This is a genomic window from Ruminococcus sp. 8Y-12, from assembly GCF_058119865.1.
On the sequence record NZ_CM176623.1, the window covers coordinates 2,313,691 to 2,339,350 of the forward strand.

General features: G+C 45.2%; 9 protein-coding genes. 8 read left to right on the forward strand and 1 reads right to left on the reverse strand.

Translation table 11 applies throughout. The features are described 5' to 3' along the window. Positions 1-99 precede the first annotated feature (99 nt). The 5 genes from AC0THY_RS08570 (at position 100) to AC0THY_RS08590 (ending at position 21,794) form a co-directional block, all read left to right on the forward strand. Positions 100-4,446 carry an endo-alpha-N-acetylgalactosaminidase family protein gene (locus AC0THY_RS08570; protein WP_489994011.1) on the forward strand — a complete coding sequence of 1,449 codons (4,347 nt, stop codon included), beginning with the start codon at positions 100-102 and terminating at the stop codon, positions 4,444-4,446. A gap of 138 nt (positions 4,447-4,584) precedes the next feature. Then, a complete protein-coding gene (locus AC0THY_RS08575) occupies positions 4,585-5,826 on the forward strand; it encodes an IS4 family transposase (protein ID WP_489992825.1) in 1,242 nt (413 codons plus the stop codon). Positions 5,827-5,977: 151 nt separating this feature from the next. Beyond that, the gene (locus AC0THY_RS08580) at positions 5,978-8,626 is read left to right on the forward strand and encodes a fibronectin type III domain-containing protein (RefSeq protein WP_489994160.1); all 2,649 of its coding nucleotides are present in this window, start codon (positions 5,978-5,980) and stop codon (positions 8,624-8,626) included. A gap of 368 nt (positions 8,627-8,994) precedes the next feature. After that, a complete protein-coding gene (locus AC0THY_RS08585) occupies positions 8,995-15,468 on the forward strand; it encodes an endo-alpha-N-acetylgalactosaminidase family protein (protein ID WP_489994012.1) in 6,474 nt (2,157 codons plus the stop codon). A 347-nt stretch (positions 15,469-15,815) separates the two neighbouring features. Further along, a complete protein-coding gene (locus AC0THY_RS08590; RefSeq protein ID WP_489994013.1) occupies positions 15,816-21,794 on the forward strand; it encodes an endo-alpha-N-acetylgalactosaminidase family protein in 5,979 nt (1,992 codons plus the stop codon). A gap of 83 nt (positions 21,795-21,877) precedes the next feature. Here AC0THY_RS08590 and AC0THY_RS08595 read toward each other — a convergent pair whose 3' ends face one another. Beyond that, the gene (locus tag AC0THY_RS08595) at positions 21,878-22,747 is read right to left on the reverse strand and encodes a shikimate dehydrogenase (protein ID WP_489994014.1); all 870 of its coding nucleotides are present in this window, start codon (positions 22,745-22,747) and stop codon (positions 21,878-21,880) included. A gap of 287 nt (positions 22,748-23,034) precedes the next feature. On the opposite strand from AC0THY_RS08595, the gene aroD reads away from it, so the two are divergent. From aroD to sigE, 3 genes are all read left to right on the forward strand, one after another. Continuing rightward, a complete protein-coding gene (aroD, locus tag AC0THY_RS08600; RefSeq protein WP_489994015.1) occupies positions 23,035-23,787 on the forward strand; it encodes a type I 3-dehydroquinate dehydratase in 753 nt (250 codons plus the stop codon). A 210-nt stretch (positions 23,788-23,997) separates the two neighbouring features. Further along, a complete protein-coding gene (locus AC0THY_RS08605; protein ID WP_489994016.1) occupies positions 23,998-24,777 on the forward strand; it encodes a sigma-E processing peptidase SpoIIGA in 780 nt (259 codons plus the stop codon). A 12-nt stretch (positions 24,778-24,789) separates the two neighbouring features. Next, a complete protein-coding gene (gene sigE, locus AC0THY_RS08610; protein WP_489994017.1) occupies positions 24,790-25,530 on the forward strand; it encodes an RNA polymerase sporulation sigma factor SigE in 741 nt (246 codons plus the stop codon). Positions 25,531-25,660 lie beyond the last annotated feature (130 nt).

Here is a 25,660-nt window from a genome sequence, read left to right on the forward strand (position 1 = left end):
TGATGCACGTAAATAATGTGGGGCTTTTTTTTGCTGGTCATCGCCGGCACATGACTCGGCAAAAGAGATCCCCGCATTAGAAAAATGGAGGTATAGGTTATGAAGAAGCGTAGTGTAACGAAGCTGCTGAGTATCGTGTTGGCGGCCAGTATGATTGCAACTTCCGCGGCCCCTATGACTGCCTCTGCGGCAGAGATTTCAGTTGCGGATGAGACGCAGGATGTAAACAGTGCAGCAGTTGAAGAGGAAGAACTCTTGGATACTGAGGAGGCAGAGGCTAAAGGAGAGAGCGAGGCTAATGAACTTCAGACAGTAAGTGTTCCTGAGGTACCGACACAGGCAGAGGGAAGGGCCGCAAGGGTTCTTTCAAATGGAATTTATGACAAATGGGAACTGGACCCTGCTACTAACTTAAGCGATGACGCGGTTAACGAAATATACAGTAATACGTTTCTGCATTTAGTGGCTGGCTCTTCCAATGACAATGTACATAATAACCCTGCAAAATATCCGGCAATGTTTGTAAATCCAACAACCTTTGACTTTACGAAAGAGGGATATTTTGAGTTTACACTTTTCCCTGGAACAACTCCGGCAAATACCAGATTTGGAATCATGCTCGGATATAAAGATCCTGGGAATGGCATGTTTTTAGGTTATGATGCGTCAGGCTGGTTCTGGCAGAAATATACAGGCGGCGGTGGTGCTTGGTACACAGGTGGCAGAGTTGCGGCACCAGCACAGAGCAGCTACACAAATGTTCGGATTGAGTGGACAGCAGACCATAAAGCCACACTGAAGATTCAGGCTGCCACCAGCGGCAGCGGTGCAGTTGCCGGCGGTTCAGAGCAAATTACGGTATTTGAGAATGAGGATTTCAGCGGCATCGCAGACAGCCTGGGGAATCGGATTGCGATTAAATGTGGTGCATTTGGAAGCAATTTGACAAATGTATACCTGAGTAATATCCATTATTCCGGGCAGAAAGAAGTCAAAACCTTTCAAGTGGAAGGAACCGTGACAGACGCAGAGGGAAATCCTTTGGAAAATGCCCAGGTCTCGCTTGAAGGGACAACGGCAAAGACAGATGCCAGCGGAAAAGTCAGCATGGTGTACGAAGGTGTTTCCGGAGACCATACTGTGACTGTACGCAAATCTGGTTATGTGACGAATGAAATTCCAGTGACGGTGGATGACGATGAGACGAAGGTCACTTCGTTCACAGCAAAACTGGAGAAGCTTGCCACAAAGAAAATCTCATCAGATCAGATGGATGTTGTGATAGCAGAGAAATTCCCATCCGTTGCATGGTATGAGATGAAGGGAGATCTGGCAGGAAAGATATTCTACGGACAGCCGGAGAGCGTTAACATCATTAAGATCAATGGGAAACCAATAAAGGTTACTGATCAAAATCTGCAGGCTACTTTCGAAGCGGATAAAGCTACCTATGAGATGACCTTAAAAAATGAGGTGGCTCATATTGACTGTGTCATTACTGCGGTATTGAAAGTAGAGAAAAATATAGTTTCCTTTGATATTACAAAAATTGAGAATAATTTGAAAGATACCGAGGACGTAGCACAGGCTGACGGGACGACGAAAACCCAGGAAAAATATCCCGTTCAGACAATCGAGATCCCGAACCACAGTCTGATCTCAGTGAACAGCGCTCAGAAGGGGGCAAACCTGAAAGGTGCTTTGACATCCAGTGATACCGGAGTGAGTGGAGATACCTATGTTGATGTAAAAGAGGATATGACATTCACAGGCAAAGATTTCGTATATGCATTTGTTTCCAATGAGGAGATGAGTGCAGGTCTGTGGAGCAATTCAGAGAATACAGGCTCTTATGCAGCATCACCGGTAGGAGCAGCCGGAGGAGCCGGCAATACACGAGTTCTTGCAAATGTTTCAGTTGGGGATGAAAGCAAGTCAGTAGGACTGTCCAGTGCAGTTTGGTATTATGACAGGAAGATTACAACCAAGCTGAACCAGAAGACAGGACAATCCATCAGCTATGTAGTGGAACATACCGACATGCCCAGCGCCAAGATAGCCATTGCATCAGACATGAATGACGACCAAATGGTTGACTGGCAGGACGGAGCAATCGCGTTCCGCGAAATTATGCATACACCCCAGGGAGCAGAAGAAGTTCCGGAGTTGGTAAACCAGCGTATTGCTATGAACTTTGGAAGCCAGGCAGCGAACCCATTCCTGACAACCCTGGATGGGGTTAAAAAAGTATATCTGAGCACGGATGGACTGGGACAGGCTATCATCCTAAAAGGATATGGCTCTGAGGGACATGACTCCGGACATCCGGACTATGGTGATATTGGTAAGCGTATCGGTGGAGCCGATGACATGAACACTTTGATTGCGGAAGGCCAGAAGCTTGGAGCTGAATTCGGTGTACATATCAATGCCAGTGAAATGTATCCGGAGGCAAAAGCATTCAGCTACGATCTGTCCGCAGGAAACTATGGTTGGAACTGGCTGGATCAGGGTATTGGTATCAATTCCTACTATGATTTGGGCAGCGGTGCGAGAGCGAACCGTCTGCAGGAGTTATATGATCAGGTGGGAGCTGGAAATCTTACCTCTGCGACACCAGGCTTGAACTATATTTACCTGGATGTATGGGGCAATTACACTACTACAAACCCAGAGGATTCCTGGGAATCCAGACAGATAGCAAAACAGATCAATGATCTTGGATGGCGCTTTACCACAGAGTGGGGTTCCACTATGGAGTATGATTCCACTTTGCAGCACTGGGCAGCGGATTTAAAATATGGCCATGCTGCGGCAAAAGGTCAGAACAGTGAAGTGATGAGATTCCTCCGCAACCATCAGAAAGATTCATGGATTGGAGATTATGCCAGCTACGGCGGCGAAGCGGATGCACCTCTTCTGGGTGGTTTAACCATGATAGACTTTGAGGGTTGGTCAGGCCGTACAGATTATGACAGCTACATCACAAAGATGTTCCGTCACAACATTGTTACGAAATTCCTGCAGCACTACCAGGTGGTTAAGTGGGTGGATGCTCCGGAATCTGACAGGTATCAGTTTACCCATAAGATAAATCAAGATACACATACACATACCTGGCTGCCGACAAAACAGATTACATTGAAAAATACAGAGGATGCAACAGATGATACCGAGATCGTAGTCACCAGGGACTCTACAGACCACAGTGATCTGTCTAACTACAGAAGCAGAACGATCACAATGGATGGTGTGGAGATTGCGAAAGGTTCTGTGACAAGCGGTGACGATTCTATCAAAGGAAATGAGACTTACTTGGTTCCGTGGTATTGGGATATTGCTGGAGAGAGACTGGCAGACGATGAGATGAAACTGTACCACTGGAACACACTGGGCGGAACTACCACCTGGACACTTCCCAAAGAGTGGTCAGATCTTTCAAATGTCGTAGTTTATAAGCTTACACAGGACGGCAAGACAGATAAGAAGGTTGTAAATGTGACAGACAATCAGATTACACTGGAAGATGTGGAAGCTGAGACCGCATACGTAATCTATAAAGGAGAAGCAGCCCAGTTGTCCGTAGATTGGCAGTCCTCTGAATATATTTACGATATGGGATTCAATGATCCGGAAGTATTGTCAAACTACTGGACAAAAGCTGGAGAAGGAACTGCTGAGATCGCAGAAAACACCAGTGCAAACAGAATGCTGAAGCTGGATGGGGAAGTGTCTGTTACAAGTAAGGCACTGACTGGTCTGGAAAAAGGAAAGAAGTATGCAATATATATAGGAGTGGATAACCGAAGCGATGCGAAGGCACACATGACCATCGAAAACGGTGGAAAGGTGCTGGGCACTAACTATACAGAGCGGTCCTTTGTCCACAATATGGTATCCTCTGACCAGCATCACATGGGAAGCGGCGCAACGGTATCAGGCAGTAACGCAAGCTACTTCCAGAATATGTACGTATTCTTCACAGCACCTGAAGAGGGAGAGACAACACTGACCCTGAGCCGTGAGGCAGGAGCAGGTGCAACCTACTTTGACGATGTGCGTGTAGTGGAAACAGATATGGACGCTGTGCTCTCAACCGATGAGGACGGAATTATTACAGCAGTCCACAATGATTTCGAGAATAATGTGCAGGGTATCTGGCCATTTGTAATTTCAGGACCGAATAACGGATATGCAGGATGGGTTACCGACAACCGGATTCATCTGTCAGAGGCACATGAGCCGTTTTCAAACGCAGGATACAAAGATAAACAAGTGAATGATGTACTGGATGGAAACTGGTCAGTGAAGATCAACGGACTGACCCAGAATAATTCCATGATATACCAGACAATACCGCAGAACTTCCACTTTGAAGCAGGAAAGACCTACTATGTATCCTTTGACTATCAGCTGGGAAGCGAAGGGCAATGTCATCAACTTTAGATATTACGCACCTTGACAACTAAATAATGCACAAATAACGAGTGATATTTTTGTTGGTTTTATTTCTGCTTTAGGTATTGACATGGCAGCCAAGATGTGCAATGCATCTTATATAACCATCTATTAGGAGGTGTGCCTATGTTTGATACTTTAAATCAGACCTTTGGATTATTGGACCAGTTACTTGACGACCCTCAGTTCATTAAGGACAACCGGACTTCTGAAAAAGCTTTCTCCAGAAAACGCATTCTGGACTTTAAGACGGTTTTCTATTGTATCTGTTCTTCGCAAAAACGTTCGCTCCATACAGAACTGTCTTCCTTTCTTATGAAAGCTTCCCGCGACATACCTGTATTTTCACCACAGGCCTTTTCGAAAGCCCGTTATAAGATCCATCCAGGGGCTTTTTATGCAGCGTTTCGGCAGTCGGCAAAACGCTTCTGCATAGAAAAAGATCTGATCACCCTGCATGGATACCGCGTTTTTGCTGTTGACGGCACCTCCCTCCTTCTTCCGGATACTCCCCAAAACAGGGATACCTTTGGCTCCTGTGGAAATGCTCAAAAGACTTATGCCTCTGCTTCTGCCTCTATTTTCTATGATGTTTTAAATGATATCGTTATAGATGCAGTGATCGGACGGCGGTTTTCTTCTGAACGAAAGGACTGCTATGACATGATTGAAAAAACAGATGACGCTTCTTTCACCAGTTCCAAAAAATTAATTCTTTTGGACCGCGGATACCCATCCAGGGAAATGTACCTGTTCCTGAAAAACCATGGATATCAATATCTAGTCCGTTTACAGAGCGCCGTCCCCAAGGCAGTGCTGGATATGGAAGGAGACGATAACATCATTATAGACAGCAGGAACCACTCCATTGTAAAAAGAATCCTAAAAATCCATCTCCCCTCCGGGGAAACAGAGTATCTGGCCACCAACCTGTTCGATCCCAGATACACAGTGGAAGACTTCTATCATTTATATCATCTGCGCTGGAGTATTGAGACAAAATACCTAGACATCAAACATAAAACAGAGCTGGAAAAGTTTACCGGATACCGTCCGGATGGGATACGCCAGGATTTTTACGTCTGCCTGCTTTTATTAAACCTTTCTGCAATGCTAAAAAGAGAAGCAGAAAAAAGAAGGACAAAAAAGAAAGCGAGTAAGTGGGTATACCAGATATCCATAACTGCGGTGATAAACCTAATGCGTGAAAATATGGTAGTGCTGTTGTATGGTGCTGTCCCCAGGATACCTATACTGGAAAAGATGTCGGAAGTCCTAAAAAATAAGCGCTCAGCGATTCGTCCCGGACGACATTCTGAGCGCAAGAGACCAAGAACAGTGAAAAGATACATTCTTAATCATAAATAAAACCACACGCTAATATGAATTTTATTTAGGCCTTGTGTATTTTTCGCTTGGTCTCTTTAAGTTTACCTTAAATTATTAGATTTGTCATTCGAAATTTTTTGTACATTATTTAGTTGTCAAGGTACTCTTTAAATTTGGTTAAGTTGATGACATTGGAAGCGAAGGGACCTATGAAGTCCGTGTAGGAGATGGAACAAGGACAAATGTGGAGTCATTTGCTATGCCGGCAGCTATCGGGAAGACAAGTAAGTACTCATTCAGCTTTACAGCAAGTGAGTCTGGGCAGAGCTGGGTAGGAATCTATTCCACAAGCACCGCACCGGATCTTCATGATTTAGCGAGTGCTGGTGACGGACCTAAAAACTTTAGCGGATATAAGGATTTCATTCTGGATAACCTGACAATTAGCGAAGCCGGCATGGAAATTTCCGAAACGAATATTGAGACAACCACAGCAAAGGATAAATTCCCGCTGTCAGTAGAGTTTTTAAATGAAAAAGATAAAGACACCAAGGTGACATGGGAGTCTTCAGATGAAAGTGTAGCCTATGTGGATCAGAACGGAACCGTTAGCTTTGTGGGATTCGGTACAGCCCTGATTACGGCAACTGCAACTTTCAACGGAGTAGAACAATACTTATGCTGCACTGTGAAATTAGAGAAGGATTACGAACAAGTAGCCACCTTTGACGGTGTGTGGGCAAACACCCAGGAAACTGCTGGCGAAGATGGGAAAGCAATCAATGTAGCAGACAGAAACTCCGGCACTATATGGCATTCCCAATGGTCTGGAGCAGGATTTGCAGTATCGGAAAGCAATCCGGCAATCATCACGGTAAAGACAAAAGAGGATATCGCAGGATTTGATAATGTTGCATTTAGACAGAGATCAGGGGCCAATGGATTGGTTTCAAAATACGAATTGGTTATTGGCGACACATTTGATCAGTCAACCCATACAATAACAGATGGAAAATCAACAGGAGTGGTTGTTGCTGAAAACAACAAAAGTGGGTCATTGGAAACATTAACACTGCCGGAGGGTGGAAGCGGACACTATCTGCAGATTCGAGTTCTGCAGGGAAGCGGCGGCTTTGCATCTATTGCAGATATCCTGATCGATACTATTTCATCGTATGACACGCCCCAGGAGAGAGCATACCTGTACAGCAACCAGGCTGATGCAAAGGAAGACCAGAAAAAGGCAGCAGAAAAGATTCTGAATTCGGCAGATGCAACAGAGGAAGAAAAGGCAGCTGCCCAAAATAAGATCAATCAGCTCAATGATGAACTTTTAGACGTCTATGCAAAAAGTGCTGAGGTTCATACAGGGTTAAAAGCAGAAGCTTTGGAAAAACTGGGAGCGGCCACCACAGAGGAAGAAAAAGCAGCAGCCCAGGCAGAACTCAGCGAAAACAACAGAGGTCTCTTTAATGCTATGACTGGTATCGTTAAAATCCAGACAGAGCAAAAAGCAGCGGCACAAGAGAAATTAGATGCTGCGATTACAGAGGAGGACAGGGCAGCAGCTCAGGCAGAACTTGACAAGATCACGGAAAGCTTGAAAGCCAGCCAGGATGATTTAAGAGAAATTCAGGTAGAAGTATCAAACGATGCAGCCGAAGCAGCTAAGGCAGCTCAGGCGGCAGCAGAGAAAGCCCAGGCAGCGGCAGAGGCAGCTCAGACCACAGCGGAAACTGCAGCCGAGGAAGCTACAGCAGCCAAGACAGCAGCGGAGAGCGCAAAAGCGGACGCTGAGGCAGCCCAGGCAAAAGCCGAGGCGGCACAGACAGCAGCTGAAACTGCACAGAAGGCAGCAGAGGATGCCAAGGATACAGCAGGTGCAAATGCACAGGAAGCCAAGGATGCCCAGGCAAAAGCTGAGGCAGCGAAGACCGCGGCGGAAACTGCAAAAGATGAAGCAGCAGCAGCTCAGGCAAAGGCAGAGACCGCCGCGACAGCAGCTAAGGATGCCCAGACAAAGGCAGAGGCAGCCAAAGACGCAGCAGTGACAGCTGAAACAAATGCAAAAGCAGCCGAGACCGCTGCGAAAGCAGCCCAGAAAGCAGCTGAGACGGCCAAGGATGACGCTGTAAAAGCAGCTACGGATGCAAACAAGGCTCTGGGAGAAGCTCAGAAAGCTCAGAAAGCAGCCGAGACTGCCAAGGGAGCAGCTGAGACCGCCAAGAATGAAGCTGTGACAGCTAAAAATGCAGCGGAAGCAGCAGCTCAGGCAGCAGAAGCAGCGAGAGACTCCGCAGCAGCTCAGGCAGATGTAGCTGAGAAAGCCGCAGAGGCCGCCAAGGCAGCTCAGGCAGCAGCAGAAGCAGCCCAGAAGAAGGCAGAAGAGGCACAGAAGAAAGCAGAAGAAGTTCTGAAGAAGGCAGAGGAAATCCTGAAGAAAGCGAAAGAGGAGGCAGATGCTAAGTTAGAAGAAGCCAAGAAAGCACTTCAGAGAGCAGAAGAACTTCAGAAACAGATGGAAGAACTCTTTGCTAAGAAGGAATTCACCTCCAGCAAAACAGCCATCAAGTCTGTAAAGAGCCCGAAGAAAAAACAGGCGAAAGTGAGCTGGAAGAAGGTGGAGGGAGCCGAGGGATATGTTATCCAGTACGCGGCTAATTCCAAGTTTAAGAAAGCAAAGACAACCACTGTGAAGGGCGGCGATACAACACAGAGAATAATTAAGAAACTGAAGAGCAAAGGAAAATATTACTTCCGCGTGAGGGCTTACAGAACAATAGACGGTAAGAAGATTTATACCAGCTATAGCAGTAAGAAACCCGTGAGAGTAAAATAGCGAAGTTTTAAACGGGAGGATGCCCCAGAACTGTGGTTTTAAACCATAGGGAGGAGGGGTATCCTCCTGTTTTTTCTGCTTTGAGCACAAATGGATTAAAATGATGGCTTGTCTTGTGCATTTAGCGGAAAGAAAGTAAATAATCGTAGAGTTTATTTGGGGAGAAGTTGCACAAAATAGTATATAATTTACACGAAAATGTATAAATTAACCAGGAACATTGATGGGAAAAGTTAAATGTGCGATAATAAAAGAACCTTAAGGTTGTATGATGCAAAGAAATAATGCGGGAAGGTATTTGTTGTCCATAGCCGGCAAATGTCACAGCAGTTATGATTTCTGCATTAGGGATTATGGAGGTAAAAGTTATGAAGAAACGTTGTGTAACAAAGTATCTCAGTATCGTTTTGGCAGCCAGTATGATTGCAACTTCTGCAGTGCCAGCAACGGCATTAGCAGCAGAAGTTTCTGTAACTGCAGATGAGGAGACTACCGGGGAAGACCTTGGAATTGAAGAAGATGCCACGGAAGAGACAGAAGTAACTGAGCCCGTCACAGAGACTGCAGCTGAGTCAGCTCTGTCAGAGGCCTCTGCAAGTCTCGTTGGAGCCAGCAGAGCTGTCTATGAAGACGGGGCCAAGGATAATTGGACACAGGATGAGGGTACTGTATTGGGTGAAGATGCAGTGAATGAGCTTGTGGATGGCAAGCGTCATCTGAAAGCAGGAAGCGTGAATGGAAATGCGCATAATAACCCCGCACAGTGGCCGGCTGTTTTTGTCAATCCCAATGAGTTTGATTTTACAGCGGAAGGATTTTTTGAGTTCACTGTACACACCAAAGAAAATCCAGAACATAACCGGTTTGGAATTTTTTTGGGATACAGTGATCCCGGAAATGGGATGTTTATCGGATACGACAACTATTCTAAGTGGTATTGGCAGCAATACAAGGATGGCGGCGGAACATATACTCCCATCGGCGGAACGAATTACCCGAAAGAAAATTCCTCTGTACATGTAAAGGTATCCTGGACAGCGGATAAAAAGGTGTCTGTGACAGTAGATGACCAGAAGATAATTGATGCCTTAGACTGTGCAGACTTTATCGTTACGAACAAGATAGGCTTTAAGTGCTCTACCTTTAACGCTTCAAGCGGTAAAGAGATTACAGAAGTATGGCTTTCCGATATACACTATACCGGTCAGAAGGAGGCAGCAGCCTATGCTGTGTCAGGAAAAGTAAAAGATAGTAAGGGTAACGCAGTAGCAGGGGCAGCGGTTAAGCTGGGGAATCTCAGCGCTACTACTGACAATGAAGGCGCCTATTCCTTCCCGCAAGTAGCAGATGGAAGCTATACGATCCAGGTGACCAAGTATGGTTATGAGCCGGCTTCAACAAATGTTGAAGTAAGTGGAGCAGCAGTCAGTGTTCCGGACATTACGCTCACCGAAACAGCTCCCATCGAAACGGAGATACTGTCAACCAATGACATGGATGTCTACGTTGCAAAACATTTCCCGAGTGTTGTAAAATACCAGATGAAGGGAAATTTAGATGGTAAAACATTTTACGGACAGCAGGAGGAGTTGAACACCATTGTAGTAAATGGAGTTTCTTTTTCCATAGATAAGGCAGATCTGACGGCAGTGGTAGATAAAACAAATAAGACGGCTACCTATGTGATGAACTTGAAAAAAGAAGACGCTACGAACCCCGTGGATTGCGTCATCACAGCTGTGCTCACTGCTGTTGACAACACAGTATCCTTCGATATTACAGAAGTTAAGAACAACTTGACGGAAACTGAACTGGTAGCACAGGCCACAGGTGATTCCATAGAGCAGGAAAAATATCCGGTTCAAAAGATTGAGATTCCCAATCACAGTTTGATTTCTGTAAACAGCACACAGACAAATGCGAATCTGAAGGGAGCAGTGACTTCCAGTGACACAGGTGTCAGCGGTGACTCATACTATGACGTGACAGATGATATGACATTTAAGAGCGGCGATTATATGTACGCGTTTGTCTCCAACGATGAATTAAGTGCAGGTTTGTGGAGTAACTCTGAGCACACTGGTTCTTATGCGGCCTCACCTGTGAGAGCTGCCGGTGGAGCTGGAAATACACGCATTATGGCCACTGTCACATCCAATGGCGATGTAAATACCCTGGGACTTGCCAGCACAGAGTGGTATTATAACAGAAAGATAACAACCAGACTCAATCAGAAAACCGGCGACCAGATAAGCTATGTCATAGAGCATACGGATATGCCCAATGCTAAAGTAGCGATTGCGGGAGATCTGAATGGGGATAAGAGCATCGACTGGCAGGACGGAGCAATTGCTTACCGCGATATTATGAAGGTACCGCAAGGCTCTGAGGATGTGCCCAATCTGGTGAATCAGCGTATTGCTGAGAACTTTGCAAGCCATGCAGCGGAACCATTCCTGATGACTCTGGATGGAGTAAAGAAAGTAAATCTGAATACCGACGGTCTTGGACAGAGCATTATCCTGAAGGGGTATGCTTCGGAGGGACATGACTCGGGGCATCCTGATTATGGACATGTAGGCGAACGCATCGGCGGTGTGGAGGACATGAATACTCTGATTGCCGAAGGACAAAAATTAGGCGCTTTGTTTGGCGTACATATCAATGCCAGCGAAATGTATACGGAGGCAAAGGCATTTAGCAACGATCTTTCCGCAGGTAATTACGGCTGGAACTGGCTGGATCAGGGAATTGGAATCAATTCCTACTATGATCTGGGCAGTGGCGCAAGATGGACGCGTTTGAATGAATTAAAAGACGCTGTGGGAGCAGGTGACTTCAAGACAGAGCCTGGCCTGAACTACATTTATCTGGATGTATGGGGCAATAACACTACTACTAACCCGGAGGATTCCTGGGAATCCAGACAGATAGCAAAACAGATCAATGATCTTGGCTGGCGTTTTACCACAGAGTGGGGTTCCACTATGGAGTATGATTCCACCCTGCAGCATTGGGCAGCGGATCTTACATACGGAGATGCGTCCGCAAAAGGACAGAACAGTCAAGTCATAAGATTCCTTCGCAACCATTTAAAAGACTCCTGGATCGCAGATTACCAGGCATATGGCGGTGAGGCAGAGGCACCTCTTCTGGGCGGCCTGACCATGACGGATTTTGAAGGATGGTCTGGACGTACGGATTACGACAATTATATCACCAAAATGTTCCGCCACAATGTTATCACCAAATTCCTACAGCACTATCAGGTTGTAAAATGGGAAAATGCACCGGAAAGTGACAGATATACATTTAATCATACTTTGAGCGGCGGCGGAGTGCATACGCATACCTGGTTACCATCAAAGGAGATTACGCTTAGAAACACAGAGGATACAAGTGATGATACAGAACTGGTTGTAACCAGAAAAACCACTGATCACAGCAACCTGGCAGATTACAGAACCAGAATCATTACCATGAACGGTGTGGAAATCTCCAAGGGCTCTGTGACAAGTGGCGACGATACCAATCCTGGCACGGAGACTTATCTGATTCCCTGGAACTGGGCTGCAGACGGCACGGAATTGTCAGAAGCGGACCAGAAGTTGTATCACTGGAATACAAAGGGCGGAACAACTACATGGACGCTGACAGATGACTGGCAGAATCAGGCAAGTGTAGTCGTTTATAGACTCACGGAGGATGGAAAGACAGACAAACAGACCGTAAATGTTGTGGATAAAAAGATCACTCTTACAGCTGAAGCTGAGACACCGTATGTAATTTACAGGGGTGAGAAGGCAAACACAGAAATGAACTGGAAGTCCACAAAATATATCACAGATACCGGATTCAATGACAGTGCGGCTCTTACAAAGTATTGGACAAAGACCGGTACAGGTACTGCAGGGATCGCAGAAAACATGGATGCAAACAGAATGCTGAAGCTGGACGGAGAAGTGGCTGTTACCAGTGAAAAGCTGACCAATCTGGAGGCAGGCGAAAAATATGCGGTATATGTGGGAGTAGACAACCGAAGTGACGCCAGGGCTTATATGTCCATCAAGTCTGGGAATAAGACGCTGGCCTACAACTACACCGGAAAATCCATTGTACAGAATATTGTTGCCACAGACCAGCATCACAGGGCATCCTGGTCAAATGAAGGTGGAACAACAGGAGATGGTTACAGCTATTTCCAGAATATGTACGTGTTCTTTACAGCCCCTGAGGATACGTCCAATGTCACGTTAGTATTGGGACGCGAGGCTGGCAAAGACGGCGATAAAGGATCTTCTTACCTGGATGACATCCGTGTTGTACCTACGGCTATGGATGCAGATGTTGAGAAAGACGAAAATGGCATTATCACAAGGCTTAACCAGGATTTTGAGAACAGCGTTCAGGGTATCTGGCCGTTTGTAATTTCGGGACCAGGAACACCGATTTATGCAGTGGCAGATAACAGAATCCATTTGTCAGAGTACAATGGCGAATTCACGAAAGCTGGTTATAGAGATAAGAGAGTAGATGATGTGCTAGATGGAAACTGGTCAGTGAAGATTAACGGACTGTCATCAAGCGACAGCATGATCTATCAGACAATTCCTCAGAACTTTCACTTTGAGCCAGGCGTTACCTATCATGTGTCTTTTGACTATCAGACAGGAAGTGACGGAGCCTATGCCGTAAAGGTGGGCGAGGGAAGCGAGATTGTAGATACCCTGAATATGAGGGGAACGACCAATCTGGATGAGAGCACAGGAGAATATGTTGCGAAAACCGCACGCTACGGGTTCACATTTACAGCAGGTGAATCAGGGCAGGGCTGGTTTGGTATTTATTCCACAGATGTGGCTCCGGATATGAAAGATGCCAAAGCGAAACCGGATGATGCTCAGAACTTCAGTGGTTACAGGGATTTCATTCTGGATAACCTGGTCATTGAAAAAGCAGATTTTGAGCTCTCAGACACAGAAATCAGTGTTACATCAGCAAAAGATACGGTAGAGCTGAAAGCTACGGTTGTAAATGATGTGACACTAGATGGACCGATTGAGTGGACTTCTGACGATGAAAGTATAGCTGGAGTAGATGAGAATGGTATCGTAACATTCTATGGATATGGGACGACTATGATTAAAGCAACGGCTTCCGTAAATGGAGTGAAACAGAGCTTAGGATGCACAGTGACTCTTGTAAAAGAGGTACAGAGCAGCGGCAAATTTGTAGATGTATGGGCTAACACAGAAGAACCGTCTGGCGAACCGAACGGAAACGGAGTTGCAAAAACCATTATTGACGGAAGCGGAGCTACCTACTGGCACAGCAATTGGGCTAGTACAGGATTTGAGGTATCAGAGTCCAATCCTGCCATTGTTACAGTAGCCCTCAGCGAAGGAGATGATATCTCCAACTATGATACTTTAACCTTCCAGCAGAGACCGTCAGGAAAAAATGGTATTATTCAGAAGTATGAGTGTGTGGTTGGAGACACATTTGATCAGGCTAAGAATACGATCACAGGCGGTACTGCAACGGGTGCAGTTACTGTATCTGATGAAGGAGCAAAAGCAGGTTCCGTTGTACCTGTTGTACTTCCTGAGGGAACTACGGGCAGATATGTACAGATTCGTGTACTGCAAGGATCTGGTGGCTTTGCGGCTATGGCAGAGATCACTGCGTCTTACTCATTATCCTATGAGACACCAGAGGAAAAAGTTTACCTGGAGAAAAACAGACTGACAAAACAGGTAAAGGAACAAACCGCGAAGGCTGAGGAATTGCAGGCAATTATTGACAATCCTGAAGCCACTGAGGCCGAAAAGGAAAAAGCCCAGGAGGAGCTGAGTACCTTAACTCCTGAGCTGGAGGCAGCGAAAACAAAACTGGAAGAGTATACAGAGTACGCGAACCTGTATCAAGAGCTTGAGGAAGCAAAGGCAGACTTAGAGAAGGCGGAAGGAGAAAAGGCTGAACTGAATAAGCAGCTTCAGCAGGCACAGGAGAGGCTAGATAAGCTAACCGGTGAGAAGGCTGCTCTTGAGGAAGAGCTGAACAAGGTGAAACAGGAACTTCAGGATGCAAAAGATCAGATAGCGTCCCTGAAGAAAGAAGCGGAAGATGCAAAGAAAGATGCAGAGGACGCTAAGAAAGAGGCGGAAGAAGCAGAACAAGCTAAAAAAGAAGCGGAAGAGGCTCTAAAGAAGAAAGAAGAGGAGCAGAAAGCTCTGGAAGAAGCTCTGAAGAGGAAAGAAGAAGAGCAGAAACTTCAGGCAGAAGAGCTGAAAAAGAAAGAGGCTGAGAAGAAAGCGGCAGAAGAAGCTGCTAAGAAAGCCGAGGCTGATGCGGAACAGCTTAAAAAACAGCTGCAGGATGCACAGGACAAACTGGATAAGCTGAATAAAGGTGACAATGCCATCCAAAAAGGCGATTCGGTTGTATACAAGAACGTAACTTACAAAGTACTGGATGCTGATAAAAAGACAGTTGCAGCTGTTAAGGCAAAAAATGTTGCATCTATCACCATCTATGGAACGGTTAAGGTAAATGGAGTAACTTGCAGCGTGACAGAGATTGCATCTAATGCTTTTAAGGGCGCTAAGAAGCTGAAAAAGGCAGTCATCGGCGCGAATGTCACCAAGATCGGCAAGAGAGCATTCTATGGTGCCAAGAAGCTGAGAACGGTATCCATCAAGACGACAAAGCTGAAATCAGTGGGAAGCCAGGCATTTGGAAAAATCTATGTAAAAGCAAAGATCACAGTGCCGAAATCTAAGAAAGCAGCTTACAAGAAGCTTTTGAAGAACAAAGTTCTGAAAAAGGCAGTAGTAAAATAAATTTTTGGCATCAAACAACCTAAAATAGGACTGTAGTGAAACAGACAGTCCCAATATGGGGCGTTATGGTTTTTAAATCATAACGCCCCATATGCATTGAGGTATTCTGTTTTTATCTAGTTACATAGAGATGACCGGTATCAGAGATTTGTACAAATACGTATATAATTTGTATGAAAAAGTATATATAGGATAGGAATATTGATGTAAATTGACGGATATGAGATAATGAAAATACCTTAAGGTTGTTATGATGCATAAAGATAGGGTGAGGACTTTTACACAGAATAGCCGGCAAAAATCTGTGTAAATATTGCTCTGCATTAGAAATTATGGAGGTAAAGGTTATGAAGAAGCGTAGTGTAACAAAACTGCTCAGTATTGTTTTGGCAGCCAGTATGATCGCAACTTCTGCTGCGCCTGCTACGGCATTGGCGGCGGAAGTTTCTGTAACGTCGGACGATGAAAATCCCGGGGAAGGCCTTGGAGTTGCAGAAGAGACAACAGTAGAAACGGAACCAGCTGCAGAGATTGCAGAGGAACAAAATGTGTCAGAACCCTCTGAAAGAATAGACAGGGCCAGCAGGGCAGTGTATGAAGATGGGGTTATCGATAATTGGACCCAGGATAAAAACACTGTAATCGGTGATGAGGCTGTAAATGAACTGGTTGACGGCACCCGATACCTGAAAGCAGGAGCCCAAAACGGCAATAATCATGGAAACTCCGAAGAGTGGCCTGCTGTATTTGTCAATCCGAATGAGTTTGATTTTGCGGCGGAAGGATTTTTTGAGTTCACTGTAAACACAAAAGAGAATCCAAAGAATAATAGATTTGGTATCTTTTTGGGATATAAAGATCCGGGAAATGGAATGTTTATCGGATATGATGACTATTCACAGTGGTATTGGCAGCAGTATAAAGACGGTACGGGAACTTATACTCCCATAAGCGGGACCAGCTATCCTAAAGAAAATACCTCTGTACATGTGAGAGTGTCCTGGACAGCGGATAAAAAGGTAACCGTGACAGTGGATGAGAACAAGATCGTTGATGCCCTGGAGTGCGCTGATTTTATTTATACAAATAAGATAGGCTTTAAATGCTCAGGCTTTGGTTCCGGAAGCAGTAAACAACTTACGGAAGTATGGCTCTCTGATATACATTATACTGGACAAAAGGAGGTTGCTACATATGCTGTGTCAGGAAAGGTAACGGATGCCGCAGGTGCTGCAATCGCAGGCGCAACAGTAGAGCTGAATGGAAATAAAGCAACGACTGCAGCCGATGGATCTTATACCCTGTTGGAAGTGCCAGCTGGAACACATACGGTTAAAGTGTACAAAGATGGCTATGAGACGGCTTCACAGTCTATTACTGTCCAGAATGCCCCGCTGGGGAATGTTGTCATTAGTCTTGCGGAGGAATCATCTGTAGGAGTACAGAAATTGTCTACGGCCGAAATGGATGTCTTTGTTGCCGAGGATTTCCCCAGTGTAGTAAAATACTTGATGAAAAAGGGCGATTTAAAGGACAAAGTCTTCTATGGACAAACGGAGAAGATTGACACCATTAAAATTAATGGCGAGGCTATCAAAGTAACCTCTGACAATCTGAAGGCAACGTTTGACGCAGCGACAGGTACTTACGTGATGAGTCTGAAAAAGGACAGCGCGGATAATCCGATAGACTGTGTAATCACAGCAGTGATTACGGCAAAAGATAATACAGCTTCCTTTGACATCACGAAAGTAGAGAATAAGCTGACTGAGACGGAAGAGGTTGCACAGGCTGACGGGTCAACAAAGAAGCAGGAGAAATATCCGGTTCAGAGGATAGAAATCCCGAATCACAGCCTGCTCTCAGTGAACAGTGCTCAGAATAATGCAAATATGAAGGGGGCAAGGACCTCCAGTGATACCGGAGTCAGCGGTGATTCCTACGTGGATGTAACAGACAGTATGACATTTAAAACAGGGGATTACGTGTATGCATTTGTATCCAACGATTCTATGAGTGCTGGCCTGTGGAGTAACTCTGAGCATACAGGTTCCTATGTGGCGTCTCCTGTAGGAGCAGCGGGAGGAGCCGGAAATACACGTGTACAGGCAACCGTTACAGATAAGGGAACTGCCAAAACCCTGGGACTCGCCAGCGCAGAGTGGTACTATGACAGAAAGATCTCAACCCGCCTTAATCAGAAAACGGGTGAGTCTGTCAGCTATGTGGTGGAGCATACGGATATGCCAAGCGCGAAAGTAGCTCTTGCAGGAGAAATGAATGGCGATGATACGGTAAACTGGCAGGATGGAGCAATTGCTTTTCGTGACATTATGAATACCCCTCAAGGGTCGGAAGAAGTTCCGGAACTTGTAAACCAGAGAATTGCAATGAACTTTGGAAGCCAGGCGGCAAATCCATTCCTCAGCACTTTGGATGGCGTGAAGAGAGTATACTTAAATACAGAAGGTCTGGGACAGGCCATTATCTTAAAAGGTTACGGCTCAGAAGGGCATGACTCAGGACATCCCGATTACGGTGATATCGGTAAACGTATCGGCGGAGCGGATGACATGAACACTTTGATAGCGGAAGGGCAGAAATTAGGTGCTATCTTTGGCGTACATATCAATGCAAGTGAGATGTACACTGAGGCGAAAGCCTTTAACAATGATCTCTCAGCTGGAAACTACGGCTGGAACTGGCTGGATCAGGGAATTGGAATCAACTCTTATTATGATTTAGGCAGCGGAGCGAGAGCAAGCCGTCTGAAATCTTTACATGACCAGGTGGGGGATGGAAATCTGACCTCTGAAACACCGGGCCTGAACTACATTTACCTGGATGTTTGGGGAAATGGTACAACCACAAATGGCGAGGATTCCTGGGAGTCCAGACAGATTGCAAAACAGATTAATGATCTGGGGTGGCGTTTTACTACAGAGTGGGGCTCAACCATGGAGTATGATTCGACCTTGCAGCACTGGGCTGCTGACCTTAAGTACGGAAATGCGGCAGCAAAAGGACAGAACAGTGAGGTTATGAGATTCCTGCGCAACCATCAAAAAGATTCCTGGATTGGTGATTATGGGTCTTACGGCGGTGAGGCGGAAGCACCTCTTCTCGGCGGATTGACGATGACCGATTTCGAAGGATGGTCAAGCCGTACAGATTATGATGAATACATCACAAAAATGTTCCGTCATAATGTGATAACTAAATTTTTACAGCATTATCAGGTGGTAAAATGGGAGGATGCACCAGAATCTGATGCATATTCATTTACACATCAAATAAATGAAAATACTCATACACATTCATGGGTACCCACAAAAGAGATTACTCTGGAGAATACAGAGGATGCAGCGGATGATACGAAGATTGTGGTAACAAGAAAATCTACGGACCACAGTAATCTAAATGATTACAGAAGCAGAACTATAACCATGAATGGTGTTGAGATCTCCAAGGGAGCTGTGACGAGCGGTGATGACGGAATTGTCGGCAACGCATTCCAGGGAGATGAGACTTATCTGATTCCATGGAATTGGGCAACAGACGGCAGTGAATTGTCTCAGAATGACCAGAAGCTATATCACTGGAATACCAAGGGCGGAACGACTACATGGACACTTACGGATGATTGGAAGGGCCTGAGCAATGTAGTGGTTTATAAGCTTACGGCAGATGGAAAGACAGACAAGCAGACCGTAAATGTTGTAAATAACAAGATTACTTTAAAGGCTGAGGCGGAAGTTCCGTATGTAGTATATAAGGGCGAGAAGGCAAACTTGACAGTAGATTGGCAGTCCACCCAGTATATCTATGATACAGGGTTCAATGACAGCGCGGTTTTGACCAACTACTGGACAACAACTGGTTCAGGTAAAGCGGAGATTGCAGAAAACATCAGTGCAAACAGAATGCTGAAGCTGAACGGTGAGGTAGCTGTTTCCAGTAAAGCATTGACCGGACTGACACCAAAACAGAGATATGCAGTCTACGTTGGAGTGGATAACCGCAGCAGTGCGGATGCATACATGGAAATAAAATCAGGTGGCAAGAGAATTGCTTATAACTATACGGGAACATCTTATATTGCGAACATGGTTTCCTCTGATCAGCATCACACAGGTTCAGGTGGAGTGGAGGGAAGAATAAGCTACTTCCAGAATATGTTTGTATTCTTTACTGCACCCGAGACCGGCGAGGTAACGCTGACGCTGGGACGCAGGGCAGGTGGAGACGAAGGAGCAGTTTATTTTGACGACATTCGAGTAGTGCCGACAGAGATGGATGCAGATGTTGAGACAAACGCAGACGGTATAATTACAAAACTGAACCAGAACTTTGAAAATAACGTGCAAGGAATCTGGCCGTTTGTAATCTCAGGACCTCAGCAGACAGAAGGCTGGGTGACAGATAATCGGATTCATCTGTCCGAGTATAATGGAGAATATACAAAGGCGGGATACAAAGATAAGAGAGTGGATGATGTTCTTGACGGAAACTGGTCAGTGAAGATCAACGGACTTACCGGCAATAGAAGTATGATTTATCAGACCATACCGCAAAACTTCCGCTTTGAACCTGGTGTAACATACAATGTTTCCTTTGATTACCAGGCAGGAAGCGACGGAACGTATGAGCTTCGCGTTGGCGATGGGAAAAACAATAATGTTACTGCTCTGAATATGCCGGGTACATCACAAGGACAGGGTGAGGATGCTGTCACAAAGACGACACGCTGCTCGTTTACTGTTACAGGAAGTGCTTCAGGAGAGAGCTGGTTTGGTATATATTCTACAGGTAATGCGGCAGATCTCAAAGAGTTTACTGGTTTAGATGATCCTAAATATAATGGTAAGTATAATGGACAAATCAATTTCAGCGGCTACAAAGATTTTATTTTGGATAATCTGACAATTGAGAAGGCAGGATTTACACTCTCTGAGGATAAGGTTATCGCAAGGACTGCAAAAGATCCGATTTATTTGTCTGTGAAAGCGTTACCTGGTGTAGAACTGGGAAAAGTTACCTGGTCATCTGAGAATGAAGATGTGGCGGTTGTAGACGAAGACGGAAAGGTTCTTTTCTATAATTTCGGTACAACACTGATCAAAGCGACAGCTATTGTGAATGGGCAGAAACAGACAGTAAGCTGTCCTGTTACCCTGCTGGAAGAAGAGACACGTGAAGCACGGTTTGAAAAGGCATGGGCAAATACAGGAGCAGAGAGCGTTGCGAATATTATTGACGGAGAACTGAGTACAAATTGGCAGAGTGAGTACAAAACTGAGGATGCAGTTGATGCGGATCAGTTTATGGTCTCAACGGAAAATCCTGCAGTTGTGACAGTTCAGCTGCCCGAGGGGGAGGACTTCTCAAATTATAACAAACTTGTATTCCATGAGAGGTCAGACGGACTGAAGGGAATTGTTCTGTATTATGAGTGTGTATTCGGATCGGAATTTGATGAAAATACACATACCATTAAAAATGGCGTTACTACTGGGCGGAGACAGGTAGAGTCATATGCACAAAGTGGAGTGGAAAAGGTGGAAATTCCTGAGGGTGCAAATGGCAGATATGCGCAGATTCGCGTTTCTGGTGCATACTTGGAGGCAGCTGTAATTGCAGAAGTCTATGCAACTGGAGAGTTTTATTATAAAACTGAGGAAGAAGAGAAGAATCTGATCAGAAACCAGATGCAGAGGCAGCTCGACGATCTGCAGAAGCAGTTAGATGCCGCCAAGAAAGAGCAAGAGGAAGCAAAAGCTGAACTGGAAAGACTGAAAAATGCGTCAGAAGCAGAAAAAGCTGCCGCCCAATTGCAGCTCAAAAAAGCTCAGGAGGAGGCTGAGAAGCTGAGAAAAGAGCTGAATGATCTGAAGAATAAAGATATGCTTAAAAAGGGTGACACGGTAGTTTATAAGAATGTAACCTATAAGGTACTGGACCCTGTAAAGAAGACAGCAGCGGCTGTAAAAGCTAAAAATGTTACCTCAATCGCCATTGCGAAAACCGTTAAGGTGAATGGAGTAACCTGCAGCGTGACAGAGATTGCATCTAATGCCTTTAAGGGCGCTAAGAAGCTGAAAAAGGCAGTCATCGGCGCGAATGTCACCAAGATCGGCAAGAGAGCATTCTATGGTGCCAAGAAGCTGAGAACGGTATCCATCAAGACGACAAAGCTGAAATCAGTGGGAAGCCAGGCATTTGGAAAAATCTATGTAAAAGCAAAGATCACAGTGCCGAAATCCAAGAAAGCAGCATACAAGAAACTATTAAAAAATAAAGTTCCAAAAAAGGCAATCATTAAATAAGTAAAAAGCATCAAGCAACCTATGCGGGCAGGTGAATTATTCACCTGCCCGCTGACAATTCCTTTGCCACAAATATGTCTCCATTAGGAGGAAAAGTATAATTTTTTGATCTCCTGCACAGGCATTTCCTGGCCTGTCCAAAGACGAAATGCCTCAGCACCCTGAAAAAGCAGCATATAGAGACCGTTAAAAGTATTACAGCCGACTTCTTGTGCAAGTTCCATCAGCCTGGTTTTTCTGGGATTGTAAATGACATCTGAAACGATTAATCCAGGATGAAGCATAGAAGAGGAGGGAAGAATACATTCTTTATCCAGAGGGGACATTCCAATAGAAGTCCCGTTTGTAAGAATATCACTCACATCCAGGCAGGATTTCAGTGCAGACATATCTTCTATATCATAGAGGGAAACACGGCAGGCGGTTTGTGCATTGATGGCATCGGCCAATTTTAACGCGTGTGCCCAGGAGCGTCCCCTGCGATTAAAGATATTTATGCGTGCGACACCGTCCAAAGCCGCCTGAACTGCGATGGCAGTGGAGGCGCCGCCTGCGCCCAGCAGTGTCATGGCTTTACCAGTGATATCAAATCCAGCCTCACGGACTGCCATCATGTACCCTGTTCCATCTGTGTTGTGCCCTGTAAGAAGCCCATTGTCATTGACCACAGTGTTGACTGCCCCGATCATCTCTGCGGCAGGAGAGAGATGATCGCAGAGCTCGCACATCTTTTGTTTATCCGGCATTGTACAGTTCCAGCCCCTGGCGCCCAAGGTACGCAGACCTTCCACGGCAGATTTTAAATCTCTTTCTGCCACATCAAAGCATAGGTAGGCATAATCAAGCCCTAAAATGCCAAAAGCTTTGTTGTGCATCAGGGGCGAAATGCTGTGTGAGACCGGGCTCCCTAAAAGACCGGTGAGCTTGGTGTGGCCAGTAATCTTTGCATACATATAAGCTACCTCCGAGTATTATAGATTGTTAGTAACTATTCAGCAGGTCTGCACATTTACTGTGCAGAGCGTGAGATAATGATTCAAGAGTGCAAAATTATATCACCGAAGGTGATTCTAAATGAATTTTTGCATGTAACTGTGAAGGTACTGAACAGTTACGATTGTTAAACCTATCTTACGACATAAAAGGGAAAAATGTCAATGTATGATAGACTTTGATCATTCAATGTGATAAAATGGTGACGTAAAAAAGGATATTTTGCCAAATAGAGGAGAAAAGATATATGAATGCCACAGTTCAGTTAAGAAATCTGGTCATCGGAGAAGGTGCCCCTAAGATTTGTGTGCCTGTTTTAGGAACCACGCAGGAGAGTATTCGTGAAGCAGTTGAGGCTTTGAAGGGGCACCCATTCGATATGGTAGAATGGAGAGCTGATTATTTTGAACACATTCGACAGCCTAAAGAGGTGGAAGCGGTATTGGGAATGCTCAGGGAAATTTTGCAGGAAGTCCCGATTCTGTTCACGGTCCGCACCAGAGAAGAGGGTGGGTACCAGAGTGTCCAGACAGATGATTATATAGCCATCAATGCACATGCAGCGGCAACCGGACGGATTGACATGATTGATGTAGAGAGTTTTGCCGGGGATGATATTGCCTTTGTGGTAATTGAGGCTGCGCATAGCGCTGGTGTAAAAGTGATTGCATCCAACCATCATTTTGATAGAACCCCCAAGAAGGAAGAAATGATCATGCGCCTTTGCAAGATGCAGGAGATGGAAGCGGATATCGTCAAAATGGCAGTGATGCCCAGGGAGGAGAGAGATGTGCTGACTCTGTTGGATGCTACCTTGACTATGAAGGAACTGCATGCAGTGACCCCAGTAGTAACCATGGCAATGGGAGAGCTAGGACTGGTCAGCCGTCTGACGGGTAAAATCTTTGGGTCAGCCATCACTTTCGGAAGCGTGGGGATGGCCTCCGCTCCGGGGCAGATTCCGACAGAGAGATTGAAGGCAGCACTGGAACTGATCTGAGATATTCCTCAATATCAGGGAAAATAGTAAAAGAAACGCAGTATACGGTAAATACAGTGGCAAAAAAAGTCGGATGGGCAGGAATCATCCGGCTTTTTGTTGTGAAAAAATTTTATTGTCATGACGCGGTTTGACAAATTTTGCACCTCTTGTCCCCTATAATGGATAGTGCTTAGTCCAAGTGCTCCATATAGGCACGGGAGGTGTTTTGTGTATTATGAGTTCTACATAGATGTATTTTTTATGGAAAATATGATATTGGATTATGTAGCGCTTTTGTTTGCGGGCATAGTGCTAAAACGGAAAATTGCACCAAGGCGCATCTTTTTGGCCAGTTTTCTGGGGGCGCTGGGGGCCTGTATACTCATCATCAGCCCTGTAAAAAATGCGGCAGTCACTCTGATTCTTGGGTATGGAGTGCTGACCGGATGTATGGTGAAAATTGGCTACAGTATCTCACAAAAGCGAACACTGGCAAAAGGAATCATCACTCTTTTGGGGATCACCTTTTTGCTGGGTGGAATATATCAGGCGCTAATCTCACAGTTCACACTCCCCGTGATACCGATGGGTATTCTAAGTGCGCTTGTTCTCACCTTGTTTCTTAAGGGATATCAAAGTTTGAGATACAAAACACAAAATATATTTGACGTTACCATCGCATACCATGGGAAAACTCTGTGTGTCCGTGGCCTGCGGGATACGGGAAATCAGCTTACAGATCCGGTGAGCAAACGACCGGTATGCATTATCTTTTATGATGCGGTCAAAGAGCTGCTGGATAAGGATGTAAAGATGTATTACATTCCCTATCATTCCATCGGAAAGAGCAGTGGACTGCTGCCTGGAATGACATTAGACTACATGATTATAAAAAGAGAAGAAGATTCACAGAGGGTGGAACATCCCTTGATAGCTGTGAGCAAAGAGCCCGTTAACAAGGAGGGCAGATATCAGATGATACTGCATCCCTTGGTGGTGGATAATTAGGAGGAAGGTATTATGGTTATAAAAGTGGCGATGCCCCGTCGTTTTCAATTTCGAGTGGTTTCCACACTGCCCGGCCTGCTTAAGGGGAAGGGAAACGATATTCATTATATAGGGGGAAGCGAGGTGCTCCCCGCACCGCTGGAGCCTTACGAGGAGGCAAAGGTAATTAGTGACCTGGGAACAGAATATGACAGCGATGCAAAATCTATGCTTATTGAACACAACCTAAGATTAGTAGTATACATAGCGAAAAAATTTGACAATACAGGTGTGGGAGTGGAAGATCTGATTTCCATAGGGACAATCGGATTGATTAAGGCAATCAACACCTTTAATCCGAATAAAAATATTAAACTGGCTACCTATGCGTCCAGGTGCATTGAGAATGAGATTCTGATGTATCTTAGAAGGAACAATAAGACAAAGATGGAGGTGTCCATCGACGAGCCTTTGAATGTGGATTGGGATGGCAATGAACTGCTGCTGTCGGATATCCTGGGAACGGATGAGGATGTCATTTACAAGGACATGGAGACAGAGGTGGAGCACAAGCTTTTGTCAAAAGCCATTAACAAGCTCACAGACAGGGAGCAGACTATTGTAAAGCTTCGATTTGGCATCAACACCCGTGATGGGGAGGAGAAGACGCAGAAGGAGGTTGCTGAGCTTTTGGGTATATCACAGTCTTACATTTCCAGGTTGGAGAAAAAGATAATGAAGAGATTGAAGAAGGAAATTGTAAGGTTTGAATAGCACTGAATAAGGGTTAAAATATGGGGATCGGGTCATTTTTAGAAATGGCCCGGTCCCTTTTGAGATTTCAGAAAACGGTTACCTCTTATTTATATAATAATTTGTCCGAAAATTGTAAAGACATATCCCA